The organism is Streptomyces sp. MK37H, from assembly GCF_018035285.1.
Taxonomy (GTDB): domain Bacteria; phylum Actinomycetota; class Actinomycetes; order Streptomycetales; family Streptomycetaceae; genus Streptomyces; species Streptomyces endocoffeicus.
Genome location: NZ_JAAAYH010000241.1, coordinates 1 through 14,035 on the forward strand (window position 1 = coordinate 1; position 14,035 = coordinate 14,035).

General features: G+C 71.3%; 12 protein-coding genes. 9 read left to right on the top strand and 3 right to left on the bottom strand.

The window, feature by feature from the left end; genetic code table 11:
- Positions 1-17: 17 nt before the first annotated feature.
- From GWI24_RS28275 to GWI24_RS28290, 4 genes are all read left to right on the top strand, one after another.
- The gene (locus GWI24_RS28275) at positions 18-944 is read left to right on the top strand and encodes a 4-(cytidine 5'-diphospho)-2-C-methyl-D-erythritol kinase (RefSeq protein WP_210948726.1); all 927 of its coding nucleotides are present in this window, start codon (positions 18-20) and stop codon (positions 942-944) included.
- Positions 945-1,083: 139 nt separating this feature from the next.
- A complete protein-coding gene (locus GWI24_RS28280; protein ID WP_210948727.1) occupies positions 1,084-2,904 on the top strand; it encodes an ABC-F family ATP-binding cassette domain-containing protein in 1,821 nt (606 codons plus the stop codon).
- A gap of 300 nt (positions 2,905-3,204) precedes the next feature.
- Positions 3,205-5,049, top strand: a complete 1,845-nt coding sequence (locus GWI24_RS28285; protein ID WP_210948728.1) for a hypothetical protein — start codon at positions 3,205-3,207, stop codon at positions 5,047-5,049.
- A gap of 266 nt (positions 5,050-5,315) precedes the next feature.
- Positions 5,316-6,044 carry a LuxR C-terminal-related transcriptional regulator gene (locus tag GWI24_RS28290; RefSeq protein ID WP_210948729.1) on the top strand — a complete coding sequence of 243 codons (729 nt, stop codon included), beginning with the start codon at positions 5,316-5,318 and terminating at the stop codon, positions 6,042-6,044.
- Between the two features lie 43 nt (positions 6,045-6,087).
- Here GWI24_RS28290 and GWI24_RS28295 read toward each other — a convergent pair whose 3' ends face one another.
- Both GWI24_RS28295 and GWI24_RS28300 read right to left on the bottom strand, forming a co-directional pair.
- A complete protein-coding gene (locus GWI24_RS28295) occupies positions 6,088-6,447 on the bottom strand; it encodes a hypothetical protein (RefSeq protein WP_210948730.1) in 360 nt (119 codons plus the stop codon).
- A gap of 45 nt (positions 6,448-6,492) precedes the next feature.
- The gene (locus tag GWI24_RS28300) at positions 6,493-8,163 is read right to left on the bottom strand and encodes a sodium:solute symporter family protein (protein ID WP_210948731.1); all 1,671 of its coding nucleotides are present in this window, start codon (positions 8,161-8,163) and stop codon (positions 6,493-6,495) included.
- Between the two features lie 162 nt (positions 8,164-8,325).
- Between GWI24_RS28300 and galT the strand changes: the two genes are divergently transcribed.
- The 4 genes from galT to GWI24_RS28320 all read left to right on the top strand — a co-directional run bounded on the left by galT (position 8,326) and on the right by GWI24_RS28320 (position 12,806).
- Positions 8,326-9,369 (top strand): galactose-1-phosphate uridylyltransferase, encoded by a 1,044-nt coding sequence (gene galT / locus GWI24_RS28305; protein WP_210948732.1) that lies wholly within the window; start codon positions 8,326-8,328, stop codon positions 9,367-9,369.
- Entirely contained in the window at positions 9,366-10,343 is a 978-nt protein-coding gene (gene galE / locus GWI24_RS28310; protein ID WP_210948733.1) for a UDP-glucose 4-epimerase GalE, read from the top strand. Before galT ends, galE begins: the two co-directional genes overlap by 4 nt.
- Positions 10,310-11,542: a galactokinase gene (gene galK / locus GWI24_RS28315; RefSeq protein WP_210948734.1), complete on the top strand. Its 1,233-nt coding sequence runs from the start codon at positions 10,310-10,312 to the stop codon at positions 11,540-11,542. The genes galE and galK overlap by 34 nt, the downstream gene beginning before the upstream one ends.
- A gap of 343 nt (positions 11,543-11,885) precedes the next feature.
- Positions 11,886-12,806 (top strand): response regulator transcription factor, encoded by a 921-nt coding sequence (locus tag GWI24_RS28320; protein WP_210948735.1) that lies wholly within the window; start codon positions 11,886-11,888, stop codon positions 12,804-12,806.
- On the opposite strand, the gene GWI24_RS28325 is transcribed toward GWI24_RS28320, so the two are convergent.
- Entirely contained in the window at positions 12,765-13,262 is a 498-nt protein-coding gene (locus GWI24_RS28325; protein WP_014054422.1) for a MarR family winged helix-turn-helix transcriptional regulator, read from the bottom strand. The genes GWI24_RS28320 and GWI24_RS28325 overlap by 42 nt on opposite strands.
- A gap of 135 nt (positions 13,263-13,397) precedes the next feature.
- Here GWI24_RS28325 and GWI24_RS28330 point away from each other — a divergent pair.
- On the top strand, positions 13,398-14,035 hold a 638-nt coding region (locus GWI24_RS28330), incomplete at its 3' end, for a methyltransferase domain-containing protein (protein WP_210948736.1).

Below are 14,035 nucleotides of genomic sequence, written 5' to 3' on the forward strand. Positions count from 1 at the left end.
CCCCACCGAGGAGCCCCGTGAGCCGCCCCGTGACCGCCCGTGTGCCCGCCAAGGTCAACGTCCAGCTCGCTGTCGGCGGACTGCGTCCCGACGGGTTCCACGACCTCGCCAACGTCTTCCTCGCCGTCGGGCTCCACGACGAGGTCACCGCCACCCCCGCCGACGCCCTCCGGATCACCGTCGAGGGCGCGGACGCCGGCCAGGTGCCGCTGGATCGCACCAACCTCGCGGCCCGCGCCGCTCTCGCGCTCGCCGAGCGGCACGGCATCGAGCCCGGCGTGCACCTCCACATCGCCAAGGACATCCCGGTGGCGGGCGGCATGGCGGGCGGCAGCGCGGACGCCGCCGGGGCGCTGCTGGCGTGCGACGCGCTGTGGGGCACCCGGGCGACCCGGGCCGAACTCCTCGAGCTCTGCGCCGAGTTGGGCAGCGACATCCCCTTCAGCCTCGTCGGCGGCGTGGCACTCGGCCGCGGCCGGGGCGAGCTGCTGACGCCGCTGGAGACCGGCGGCACCTTCCACTGGGTGTTCGCCGTGGCCGACGGCGGGCTGTCCACCCCCGCCGTCTACCGCGAATGCGACCGGCTGCGCGAGGCGTCCGGCGCGGGAGCGAGCGCCGCCGATGTGCCCGACCCCGAGCCCTCCCCGGCGCTGCTGGACGCGCTGCGCACCGGCGACGCCACCGCGCTGGCCGCCGCCGTCTCCAACGACCTCCAGCCCGCCGCGCTCTCGCTGCGCCCCGCGCTCGCCGACACCCTGCGCGCCGGCGCGGACGCGGGCGCGCTCGCCTCCCTCGTCTCCGGCTCCGGTCCGACCTGCGCCTTCCTGGCCAAGGACATCGAGGCCGCGCAGGGGGTGGCGACGGCGCTGGCCGCCTCGGGCACCTGCCGTACGGTCCGGGTCACCTCCGGCCCGGTCCCCGGGGCGCGGCTGGTCGGCGTCTGAGCGGCTGGTCGACGCCTGAGCGAGCGGCTGGTCGGCGCCTGAGCGTTGGTCCGCGCCTCAGCCTTTGGTCGGCGCCTGAGCGAGGCGCCCCGCGCGGCGACTACCCTGGGATGCCGATCGATCCGCGTAATGGAGTGTGATGGCGACCAACCTGGTCAACGTTGAATCCGTCGGCAAGGTGTACGGCACCCGTGCCCTGCTGGACGGCGTCTCCCTCGGAGTGAACGAGGGCGACCGCATCGGCGTCGTCGGCCGTAACGGCGACGGCAAGACCACGCTCATCCGGATCCTCGCCAAGCTGGAGCCCGCCGACGACGGCCGCGTCACCCACGCCGGTGATCTGCGGCTCGGCGTGCTCACCCAGCACGACTCGCTCGACCCCGCGGCCACCATCCGCCATGAGGTGATCGGCGACCTCGCCGACCACGAGTGGGCCGGTGACGCCAAGATCCGGGACGTGCTCACCGGGCTGTTCGGCGGGCTCGACCTGCCCGGCTTCCCCCAAGGCCTCGACACGGTCATCGGCCCGCTGTCCGGGGGTGAGCGCCGCCGTATCGCGCTCGCCCAGCTGCTGATCGCCGAGCAGGACCTGATCGTCCTCGACGAGCCCACCAACCATCTCGACGTCGAGGGCATCTCCTGGCTGGCCGGGCATCTGCGCGCCCGCCGCTCGGGCCTGGTGGTGGTCACCCACGACCGCTGGTTCCTCGACCAGGTCTGCACCCGGATGTGGGACGTCCAGCGCGGCGCCGTCCACGAGTACGAGGGCGGCTACAGCGACTACGTCTTCGCCCGCGCCGAGCGCGAGCGCATCGCCGCCGGCGAGGAGGCCAAGCGGCAGAACATGATGCGCAAGGAGCTCGCCTGGCTGCGCCGCGGCGCCCCCGCCCGCACCAGCAAGCCCCGCTTCCGCATCGAGGCGGCGAACGCGCTGATCGCGGACGTCCCGCCGCCCCGCGACAGCGCCGAGCTGATGAAGTTCGCCAACTCCCGGCTCGGCAAGACGGTCTTCGACCTGGAGGACGTGACCGTCACCGCCGGGCCCAAGGTGCTGCTCAAGCATCTGACCTGGCAGCTGGGGCCCGGCGACCGGATCGGGCTGGTGGGGGTGAACGGCGCGGGCAAGACCTCGCTGCTGCGCGCCCTCGCCGAGGCCGCCCGCAGCGAGGGCGAACAGCAGCCCGCCGGGGGCCGGATCGTGGTCGGCAAGACCGTAAGGCTCGCGTATCTGTCCCAGGAGGTCGCCGAACTCGACCGGAACCTGCGGGTCCTGGAGGCCGTCGAGCAGATCCGGCAGCGCGTCGACCTCGGCAAGGGCCGGGAGATGACCGCCTCCCAGCTGTGCGAGAAGTTCGGCTTCACCAAGGAGAAGCAGTGGACCCCGGTCGGCGATCTCTCCGGCGGTGAGCGGCGCCGGCTCCAGATCCTGCGGCTGCTGATGGACGAGCCCAATGTGCTCTTCCTGGACGAGCCCACCAACGACCTGGACATCGAGACCCTGACCCAGCTGGAGGACCTGCTCGACGGCTGGCCCGGCTCGCTCGTGGTCATCAGCCACGACCGCTACTTCATCGAGCGCACCACCGACCGGGTGCTCGCGCTGCTGGGCGACGCCACCCTGCGGATGCTGCCGCGCGGTGTGGACGAGTATCTGGAGCGGCGGCAGCGCGCCCTGGCCGCGGCCGCCCCGGCCGCCGCCGCGCCCGCCAAGCAGAAGACCGGCGAACAGGCCGCCCGGCAGCGGTCGGCGGCCGAGCAGCGCGCCGCCAAGAAGGAGCTTCAGCGCATCGAGCGGCGGCTGGACCGGATCAGCGAGCAGGAGTCCGAGCTGCACGAGCGGATCGCCGAGCACGCCACGGACTTCGCCAAGGTCGCCGAGCTCGATACCCAACTGCGCGAGCTGACGGGGGAGCGGGACGAGTTGGAGACCCGCTGGCTGGAGCTGGCCGACGACGCATGAGCCGACGACGCATGAGCCTACGACGCGCGATGTGACTGGCCTGAAAGCATCGTGTGAAGAGATTGTGCGGCGGTGGCGCGCACCCTGGCAACGGTCGCGTCACAGGCCGGTCTCAGCTGATCGATGACCTGGGCACTGGTCCCTATTGCGCCCCTTACGGGTGATACAAAGAACTCCCGCCTGCCTTCCGCTCAATGGCGGGGTGCCCTGTCCGATTCGCTCCTTCCCGGGGGGCTTTGACTCACCGGGATCGCGGGGGAGGCCGGTCGGACGACGGGTCCCGCATCTGAAGGAATTCGCATGTCACAGCCGCCTCCGCCGCCGAACCAGCCGCCGCAGGGCGGCTTCGGCGCGCCGCAGGAACCTGGTTACGGCTACCCACAGCAGCCGCCCACACCGCCTCCGGGCCAGCAGGGCTACGGCTATCCGCAGGCACCCGGCCAGCCGCCGCAGACCCCGCCGCCTCCGCCGCCGTCGGCACCGCCGACGCCGCCGCAGACGCCCCCGCAGGGCGCCGGCGGCTACGGCTACCCGGATCAGCCGGTGCACGGCCAGCCGCCCCAGGGCGGCGCGTCGCCGTACGGATCCGGCCAGCAGCCTTACGGTCAGCCGCAGTACGGCCAGCAGCCTTACGGACAGCAGCAATTCGGCCAGCCGCAGTACGGGCAGCCGCCGCAGGCCCAGTACCCCGGCGGCCCCGGTCCGGGCGGCCCCGGTGGCTCCGGCCAGTCCAAGCAGCGCATGGCGATCATCGTCAGCGCCGTGGTCGCGGTCGCGCTGATCATCGGCGGCGGCATCTGGTTCGCCACCAAGGACGACGGCGGCGGCAGTGAGGCCAAGGGCAAGGACAAGCAGTCCAGCCAGGGCGCCTCCAGCGGCACCACGGGCGGCGGGGACAAGCCCGCCAAGGCCGTGGACGCCAAGCTGCTCAACAAGGTCCCGATGCCCAAGGTCTCCGACCAGGTCACCGTCGAGGGCATGTGGACCACCGACGACACCTTCGTGAAGGCCGGTGTCTACAAGATCGTCGGCTATCCGCTGAGCGGCGGCGACGCCAAGTGGACGATCCCGCTGGACGGCGCGGTCTGCTGGTCCTCGGACCACCTCACCAAGGACGGCCTGACCACGGTCCTCTACCAGGAGGCCAAGCCGTCGGCCGAGGACAAGTACCCCAGCTGCACCGAGATCGGGCTGCTGGACCTCAAGAACGGCAAGATGCTGTGGCACCGGAACGTCAAGGAGGGTGACGAGAAGGTCTCCTTCGACGAGGTCACCATCGGCGGCGGCACCGTGGCCGCGGGCGGCACCAGCGGCGGCGCCGCCTGGTCCACCTCGGGCCAGTCCCTGTGGAAGCCCAAGTCGGGCGAGCAGTGCTCGGACGACGGCTACGCGGGCGGCGAGGACAAGCTGGTCGCGGTGCGCCGCTGCGGCGACTACGACAATCCGCAGATCCAGGTCCAGACGCTGAACCCGAAGACGGGCGCGGTGAAGTCGGCCTACAAGGTCTCGCAGGGCATCGACTACGTCCACGTCGCCTCCACCGATCCGCTGGTGATCGGCCTGGACGCCGGTGACTCCACCGGCTCGGCGGTCTCGGACTTCCTCGCCATCGACGACAGCGCCAAGACCGGCAAGGTGCTCGGCAAGATCGGCACCGAGAACGGCAAGTACGACGCAAAGTGCGAGTCGACCAACGTCGAGGGCTGCCGTAAGCTCGCCGTCTCCAAGTCGGCGAACACCCTCTTCCTCGGCTCCGAGGACCGCACCGACTCCAGCGCCGCGACGGCCAACGAGGTCGTGGCCTTCGACCTGAAGACCGGCAAGCCGATCGGGAAGACCGACGGGGTCAAGGGCGCCGCCCTCACCCCGCTCGGGCTGGACAAGGACGGCTCCGTCCTCGCCTACCAGGAGAGCACCTGGGAGACCGGCGGCGCGGTCTGGCGGATCGACCCCAAGTCGTACGCCAAGACCAAGCTGCTGCAGAACCCCGTCGCCAGCCATGAGATGGAGCAGAAGTTCAGCCCCAGCTACTCGGAGATCATCTACTCCGGGGAGCACCTCTACATGAGCGACGTCTACGCCAGCAAGCCCTCGGGCACCTACGACCGGGACGACCCGCTGGCGATCATCTTCGGCGCGAGCTGACGTTCCGGCGTCCGCCCGACCGACCTGACGGCGGCCCCGCCCGTACGACACCGTACGGACGGGGCCGCCGCTGTGTGCGCCGGCGGAGCGCCGGGGTGCGCGCCCCCGGGGAACCCGGCCGCATCGATCGGATTGGGACGTCAACCGGACGTCAAGTAGGCACGAATGGCCGGGATTTCGGCATTCCGAGGGGCTTCTGCCCGGTAAGGGGCGCGCAACGTCGAACAAGCGTGTAGCTTTCCCCCCTGAGCGAATGGGGGGAGCTCATGGGCGTGCGACTCATGGTGGTCGACGATCACCGTCTGCTCGCGGAGGCGCTCGCCTCGGCGCTGAAGCTGCGCGGGCACCGGGTGCTCGCCGCGGCGGCGCCGAGCGCGGGCGCGGCGGACCTGGTGGTGAGCCGGGCACCTGAGGTGTGCCTGCTGGGCACGGCGGCACCCGCCGAGCCGGGGGTGTTCGACCCGGTGGCGCGGATCAAGAAGGAGCGGCCGCAGGTCGCGGTCGTGGTGCTCGGCCCGGTGCCGAGCCCGCGCGGCATAGCCGCCGCCTTCGCCGCCGGGGCGTCCGGCTATGTGCGCCACGACGAGCGGATCGAGGGCGTCGAACGCGCCATGATGAAGGCGCGCGCGGGCGAGGCGGCCGTGGCACCCCAACTGCTCCAGGGGGCGTTCGCGGAGCTGCTCAACCCCGCGGCCCAGCCGGACGACGAGGGGGCCCGGCTGCTGCGGATGCTGACCCCGCGCGAGGTGGAGGTGCTGGTGCGGGTCGCCGAGGGCGAGGACACCCGGCTGATAGCGGCGGGCATGGGGATCGCCCCCAGCACGGCCCGCACCCATGTGCAGCGGGTGCTGATGAAGCTCGGGGTGGGCTCGCGGCTGGAGGCGGCGGCCCTGGCGGCGCGTACGGGGCTGCTGGACCGCGCGGCGACGCGCCGGACCGTGTCGGCCCCGCCCCAGCCGCCTCCCGCGCCTGAACCGCCCGCGTCGGCGCCGTAGGCCTCAGGCCGTGCCGGGCGCGGTGGCCGGGTGCCCGCGTCGCTCAGCCCGCTCCGGACCCGGGCTCTCGGTCCCCGGGCTCTCCGGCCCCGGGGCCGCCCCCGGGCCGAGCGGGCTCCGGCTTGGGCCCGGCCCCGGGCGCGGACAGCGGCCTGAGCTTCATCCAGAGCAGGAAGAGCAGGCCGACCGCGAGCATGCACGACCCCGTCCAGAGGTTGATGTTGATGCCCGACGCCTTCCTCACATCCGCGTCCGAGGCGGTGAACCCGGCGATGAGGACGATGATCCCGTAGATCACGAACAGCCCGCCGATGATCCGCCGCACATCGAACAGCCGGGCCGCGGTCGCCGACTTCTGCTCCAGGTCCTCGACCTCGTGCCGGTATTCGTACTCCTCACTCATGGCGCACGCTCCTTAATCCCGGAAGGGTCACAAATCCCGGAAGGGTCACAGGGAGAACGGGATGTAGCACAGGGCCGCGAGGATCAGCGCGCTCCAGCCCAGCACGGCCGGACGGCGGTACCACGCCTCGTCGCCCGGCGCCGGTGGCTCGGCCACCCCGGGCGCGGTGGTGCCGTAGACCAGACCGGCCAGCGACTCCACCGGCTTGGGCTTGGTGAACGGTGTCACCGTGACCATCACCACCCCGCCGACCACGAACGCCACGATGGCCGAGACGAAGTTGGCGCCCTGGTCGCTGGGGATGGAGATGACGTCCGCCCGGTAGAGCCAGAAGTAGTTGATCAGCGCGGCCACCGTGCCGCACAGCAGCCCCCAGAACCCGGCCGCGGCGGTGGCCCGCTTCCAGAACATCCCGATGATGAAGACGCAGAACAGCGGCACGTTGAAGAACGAGAACAGGGTCTGGAGGTAGTTCATGATGTTGCTGAACGAGGAGGCGATGAACGCCGTCCCCATACCGGCCAGTACCCCGATCGCCGTCACCACCCGCCCGGTCAGCAGGTAGTACTCGTCCGACCGGCCCTTCCGCGCATACGCCCGCCAGATGTCGTTGGTGAAGACCGTGTTGAAGGACGACACATTGGCCGCCATGCCCGCCATGAAGGCGGCCAGCAGCCCGGTCACCGCGAGCCCCAGCACCCCGTTGGGCAGCAGCTCGCTCATCAGCAGCGGAATCGCGTCGTTGTACTGCAGCCCGCTCTTCTTCGAGCCGATGTCCGGCTCCATGACCAGTGCGATCAGCCCGGGCACCACCACGATCAGCGGGATGAACATCTTGGGGAACGCGGCGATCAGCGGGGTGCGCTGAGCGGCCGAGAGGTTCTTGGCCGACAGGGCGCGCTGCACCTCGGCGAAGTTGGTCGTCCAGTAGCCGAAGCTCAGACAGAAGCCGAGGCCCAGCACGATGGTCAGCCAGTTGGCCCCCAGCGGGTTGGCCGAGCCGATGCCGGTGCCGCCCCACGCGGAGACGAAATTGGGCCCGTGGGAGTCCGTGAGCGAGTCCTTGAGCCCGCCGAAGCCGCCGATCCGCCGGAGGCCGACGACGGTGAGCGGGATCAGGGCGGCCAGGATCACGAAGAACTGCAGCACCTCGTTGTAGATCGCCGAGGAGAGCCCGCCGAGGGTGATGTACGCGAGCACGAAGAGCCCCGCGACCACGATGGCCACCCACTGCGGCCAGCCCAGCAGCGCCTCCACCACGATCGCCATCGCGTAGAGGTTCACCCCCGCGATCAGCACGGACGCGATCGAGAAGATGATCGAGCTGAGCAGATGCGAGGACGGTCCATAGCGGTGCAGCAGGAACTCGGGGACGGACCGTACCTTGGAACCGTAGTAGAACGGCATCATCACCAGGCCGAGGAAGACCATGGCCGGAATCGCCCCGACCCAGTACCAGTGCACCGTGTACACCCCGTACTGCGCGCCGTTGGCGGCCATCCCCAGGATCTCCAGGGCGCCCAGATTCGCGGCGACGAAGGCCAGGCCGGTGACCCACGCGGGCAGCGACCGGCCGGAGAGAAAGAAGTCGAGGCTGGTCTTGACGCTCGCTCTGGCGGCGAATCCCACGCCGAGGACGACGGCGAAATAGAGGATCAGGATCGTGTAGTCGAGTGCGTTGGTGGGGAGCCGTAGCCCTTCGGCCAGATAGTGCATGGTCTCGCCTCATCGCCTGAACGGAATGCACCAGAAACGTTCGGTGAACGTATCCGAATTCTTGTGGTTTGTCCGAGCGCCTACGCCGCACATTGACGGCACTGTTGGCTTGTGGTTCATTATGTTGAGTTGTGTTGGGTGCATATGACAGGAGCTGGCGGAGTGAAGAAGACGGCGACGCGGCTTGCGGACGGACGCGAGCTGATCTATTACGACGCGCGCGACGACGCGGTGCGCGACGCCGTCGACCAGCGGCCGCTCGACCCCATCGCGACCCGCTCGGAGATCCGGCACGACCGCCTGCTCGGCGACCGGGTGGCGATCGCCTCCCACCGCCAGGCCCGCACCTACCACCCGCCGACCGACGAATGCCCGCTGTGCCCCTCCCGCGAGGGGCGGCACAGCGAGATCCCCGCCTCCGACTACGACGTCGTGGTCTTCGAGAACCGCTTTCCCTCGCTGGCCGGTGACTCGGGCCGGTGCGAGGTCGTGTGCTTCACCTCCGACCACGACGCCTCCTTCGCCGACCTCGACGCCGAACAGGCCGCTCTGGTGCTCGACGCCTGGACCGACCGCACCGCCGAGCTGGCCCAACACCCCGCCGTCGAGCAGGTCTTCTGCTTCGAGAACCGCGGCAAGGAGATCGGCGTCACCCTCGGCCATCCGCACGGCCAGATCTACGGGTATCCCTTTGTGACCCCTCGTACACGGCTGATGCTCCGTTCGCTCGGCGAGCACCGTGCGGCCACCGGTCGGAATCTGTTCGATGATGTGGTCGCCGATGAGCTGGCCGACGGGCGCCGGGTGGTGCTCGACGGCGAGCACTGGGTCGCGTTCGTGCCTTACGCCGCCCACTGGCCCTACGAGGTGCACCTCTACCCGAAGCGGCGGGTCCCGGACCTGCCGGCGCTGGACGAGGCCGCGCGCACAGAGTTTCCACAGATGTATCTGGAACTCTTGAAGCGCTTCGACCGGATTTTCGGGGAGGGTGAGCCGCCCACGCCCTATATCTCCGCCTGGCACCAGGCGCCGTACCACCTGACCGACCGCGGTGAATTCGCACTTCACCTCGAGCTTTTCACCATCCGCCGCACTTCCGGCAAGCTGAAGTTTCTCGCGGGTTCCGAATCCGGCATGAATGTGTTCATCAACGATGTGCCGCCGGAGGCCGCGGCCGAGCGACTGCGAGAGGTAGCGAGCAAGTGAGCAATGCGCAGCAGAAGAAGTACCTGGTCACCGGCGGTGCCGGCTATGTCGGCAGCGTGGTCGCGGCGCATCTGCTCGAAGCCGGGCACCGGGTGACGGTGCTGGACGACCTCTCCACCGGCCATCGCGCCGGGGTCCCCGAGGGCGCGGAGTTCATCGAGGGCCGCATCCAGGACGCCGCCAAGTGGCTCGGCCCCTCCTACGACGGCGTGCTGCACTTCGCGGCGTTCTCCCAGGTCGGCGAGTCCGTCGTCAACCCCGAGAAGTACTGGGTCAACAATGTGGGCGGCACCACCGAGCTGCTCGCCGCGATGCGTGACGCCGGGGTGCGCACCCTCGTCTTCTCCTCCACCGCCGCCACCTACGGCGAGCCCGACCAGGTCCCGATCACCGAGGACCTCCCGACCGCGCCCACCAATCCCTACGGGGCCAGCAAGCTCGCCGTCGATCACATGATCAGCGGTGAGTGCGCCGCCCACGGCCTGGCCGCGGTCTCCCTGCGCTACTTCAACGTCGCGGGCGCCTACGGGGCCTACGGCGAGCGCCATGACCCCGAGTCCCACCTCATCCCCCTGGTGCTCCAGGTCGCCCAGGGCCGCCGTGAGGCCATCTCCGTCTTCGGCGACGACTACGCCACCCCCGACGGCACCTGCGTCCGCGACTACATCCACGTCGCCGACCTCGCCGACGCCCATCTGCTCGCCCTCGGCGCGGCGTCCTCCGGTGAGCATCTGATCTGCAACCTCGGCAATGGCAACGGCTTCTCCGTCCGCGAGGTCATCGAGACGGTGCGCCAGGTCACCGGCCACCCCATCCCGGAGATCGCCGCCCCGCGCCGCGGCGGCGACCCGGCGGTCCTGGTGGCCTCCGCCGAGCGTGCCAAGGAGCGCCTGGGCTGGCGCCCGACCCGCGCCGACCTGGCCGGAATCGTCGCGGACGCATGGGAGTTCGCGCAGCGGAGGGAGAGTCAGTGACGGACGAGCACGGCCCCGGGCGGATCACGGCGGAGTTCCGCGAGGTCTACGGCACCGAGCCCGGCGGCGTCTGGGCGGCGCCGGGCCGGGTCAATCTGATCGGCGAGCACACCGACTACAACGACGGCTTCGTGATGCCGCTCGCCCTGCCCCACACCTGCCTGGCCGCCGCCTCCCCGCGCAACGACGGGGTGCTGCGGCTGCATTCGGGCGACGTCCCGGGCGGGGTCGTCGAGCTGCGGGCCGAGGAGCTTGCGCCGGTCGCGGGCGGCGCCGGCGGCGGTGACCGCGGCGGCTGGGCGGCCTATCCGGCCGGAGTGGTCTGGGCGCTGCGCGAGGCGGGGCTGCTGACGGGCGGGGCCGGTGGTGCGGATCTGCACTTCGAGTCCACCGTGCCCACCGGCGCCGGGCTGTCCTCGTCCGCCGCGCTGGAGGTGGCCACGGCCACCGCGCTCAACGACCTGTACGGGCTGGGGCTCACCCCGCCGCGCATCGCCCAGCTGTGCCAGCGCGCGGAGAACGCGTTCGTGGGCGTCCCCTGCGGGATCATGGACCAGATGGCGTCAGCGTGCTGCACCGAGGGGCACGCCCTCTTCCTCGACGCCCGTGATCTCACCCAGCGCCAGGTGCCGTTCGACCTGGCGGCCGAGGGGCTGCGGCTGCTGGTCGTGGACACCCGGGTCAAGCACGAGCTGGGCGACGGCGCCTACGCGAGCCGGCGCGCCGCGTGCGAGGCGGCCGCGCGGGCGCTCGGGGTGCGGGCGCTGCGGGACGTGCCCTTCGAGGGGCTGGACGCGACGCTCGCCGAGCTGGAGCGGCTGGGCTGCGACGCGGCCACCCGGCGGCGGGTGCGCCATGTGGTGACCGAGGACCGCCGGGTGGAGGAGGTCATCGAGCGGCTCGACGCGGGGGACACCCGGTCCATCGGGCCGGTGCTGACCGCCGGGCACGCCTCCTGCCGCGACGACTTCGAGATCTCCTGTGAGGAGCTCGACCTGGTCGTGGAGACGGGATGTGCGGCGGGGGCGCTCGGGGCGCGGATGACCGGGGGCGGCTTCGGCGGCTCGGCCATCGTGCTGGTGGCCGAGGCGGACGCGGACGCGGTGAGCAAGGCGGTGACCGAGGCGTTCGGCGCGGCCGGGCACCGGGCGCCGCGGATCTTCCCGGCGGTGCCGAGTGCGGGGGCGCGACGGCTGTAGGGGGCCGTACCCACCGGCCTTTGATCGCCTCTCGGTAAATTTTCGTCGCTCCTGGATCTCGTACTCCCCAAGAGCGAACAAGAAACCCACAGTGAACAGCCGAGAGCAGTCAGTTTCGCCAATCCGCTTCCTATATGAGACCACGGCCTTACTCTGAGTACAGCGTCGGTGGGGGCCGACGCTTATCAGGGGGCGAGACAGTCAGGTACGACGTCCGGGGTGGGGTAGCAATCACTGCACGGCGGCGGCCGTGCGGCTTGCGGTGACCTTGCGCCGGGCGCCGTACCCGCACTGTTTCCCGGTGTATCCGGAACCTTTCATCCGGCGTCGTGGGGGGTTGTTCGTGGCACGTATTCGGGTTCTCGTGGTCGACGATCATCGTATTTTCGCCGAGTCCTTGGCGGCCGCCCTCGCGGCGGAGCAGGACGTGGACGTGGCGGCGGCCGGAAGCGGTCCGGCGGCGTTGCGCTGTCTGGAGCGCGCGGCGGCGGAGGGGCGCCGCTTCGACGTCCTGCTGGTCGACGCCGACTTGGGCACGGCCGCCGACGGTGTGGGGCCACCGCTTCCGGTGCCGGCCGAGCTGCCGAACGGCGGGGCGAACGGCACGGCGCACAGCGGCATCCATGGCGGGACGCACGTCGGCGCGCACGGCGGGCCGCACGGTGGGGCGCAGGGCGGGCCGCACGGTGGGGCCCATGGTGGCCCCGGGGCCCATGGCGGCCCCGCCCGGGCGGTGAACGGCCGGGCGGCCGATGGCATATCGCTCGTCGGCGCGGTCCGCTCCACCCAGCCGGGGGTGCGCACCGTGGTGCTGGCCGAGCGCGACGATCCGCGCCGCGCGGCGGCGGCGCTGCAGGCCGGGGCGTCCGGCTGGGTCGCCAAGGACTGCTCACTGGTCCGGCTGCTCGCGGTCATCCGGGGAGTGCTGCGGGAGGAGACCCATCTGCCGCCCGCTCTGCTCACCGGCGTCCTGCGGGAGTTGACGGCCGCCCGTAAGCACCGCACCGAAAGCGAGCGCCTGGTCGAGTCGCTGACGCCGCGTGAGCGGGAGGTGCTGCGCTGCATGGTGGCCGGGCTCGGCCGCAAGGCCGTCGCCGAGCGGCTCTTCCTCTCCCCGCACACCGTCCGCACCCATATGCAGAATGTGCTGGGCAAGCTGGGTGTGCACTCCACGCTCGCGGCCGTGGCGCTGGCCCGGCGGGCCGGTGTGGGCCCGGTCGACCTAGCCGGGGAGATTGTCGAACGGGGCGGTCAGCTGGCGTAGCAGCGCGGCCAGTTCGGCGCGCTGGGCCTGGGAGAGCTCGGCCAGGATGGCGTGCTCATGGTCCAGCAGCCCGGCCAGTGCCTGATCGGCGCGGTCACGCCCTTCGGCGGTCAGCCGGACCAGCACACCGCGCCGGTCACTGGGGTCGGGCCCCCGCTCGACCAGCCCCTTCTTGGCGAGCCGGTCGATACGGTTGGTCATGGTGCCCGAGGTGACCAGAGTCTGGGTCAGCAGCTGCCCGGGGGAGAGCTGATACGGGGGCCCGGCCCGGCGCAGCGAGGTCAGGACGTCGAACTCCCAGGGCTCCAGATTGTGCTCGGCGAAGGCGATCCGCCGTGCCCGGTCGAGATGGCGGGCGAGCCGGCTGACCCGGCTGAGCACTTCGAGCGGTTCCACATCGAGGTCGGGGCGTTCCCGCCGCCACGCCGCGACCAGCCGATCGACCTCGTCCTCCATGGCGATCAGTGTAGTGGGTCTGTCGACATGAAGTCTCTTGACGTCAAGAGATAACGTGGAGCACGGTAAGGCGCCGGGACGCGCGGAAGCGACCACGGCACCTCGTACCCGACCGTACCCGCAGGGGGACCGACCATGACCACCGCGCCCAACTGGGACCCTCGGCAGTATCTGCGCCACGCCGGCCACCGCACCCGCCCCTTCCTGGACCTGCTGGCCCACATTCCCGAGCTGCCCACCGACTCCGGCCGCCCGCCCCGCATCGCCGACCTGGGCTGCGGCCCCGGGAACGTCACCGCCCTGCTCTTCGACCGCTGGCCCGACGCCCAGGTCACCGGCCTGGACAACTCCGCCGAGATGCTCGCCGAGGCCCAGCCCCTCGCGGGCCCCACCACCGGCGGCGGCCGCCTCGGCCTCCGGCAGGCCGATGTGCGGAACTGGGCGCCGGACGAGCCCTACGACCTGATCGTCTCCAACGCCGCCCTCCAGTGGATCCCCGGCCACCCCGACGCCTTCCCCACCTGGCTGGCCGGACTGCGCCCCGGCGGCACCTTCGCCTTCCAGGTCCCCGGCAACTTCACCGCCCCCAGCCACACCCTGCTGCGCGACCTGTGCAACGCACCCGAGTGGCGCGAGCGCCTCGCCGCCCGCCTCCGCGACCCGGCCACCGTCCTGGAGCCCACCGAATACCTGGAGCGCCTGGCCGCCCTCGGCTGCGAGGTCGACGCCTGGGAGACCACCTATGCGCAGATCCTGACCGGCCCCGACCCCGT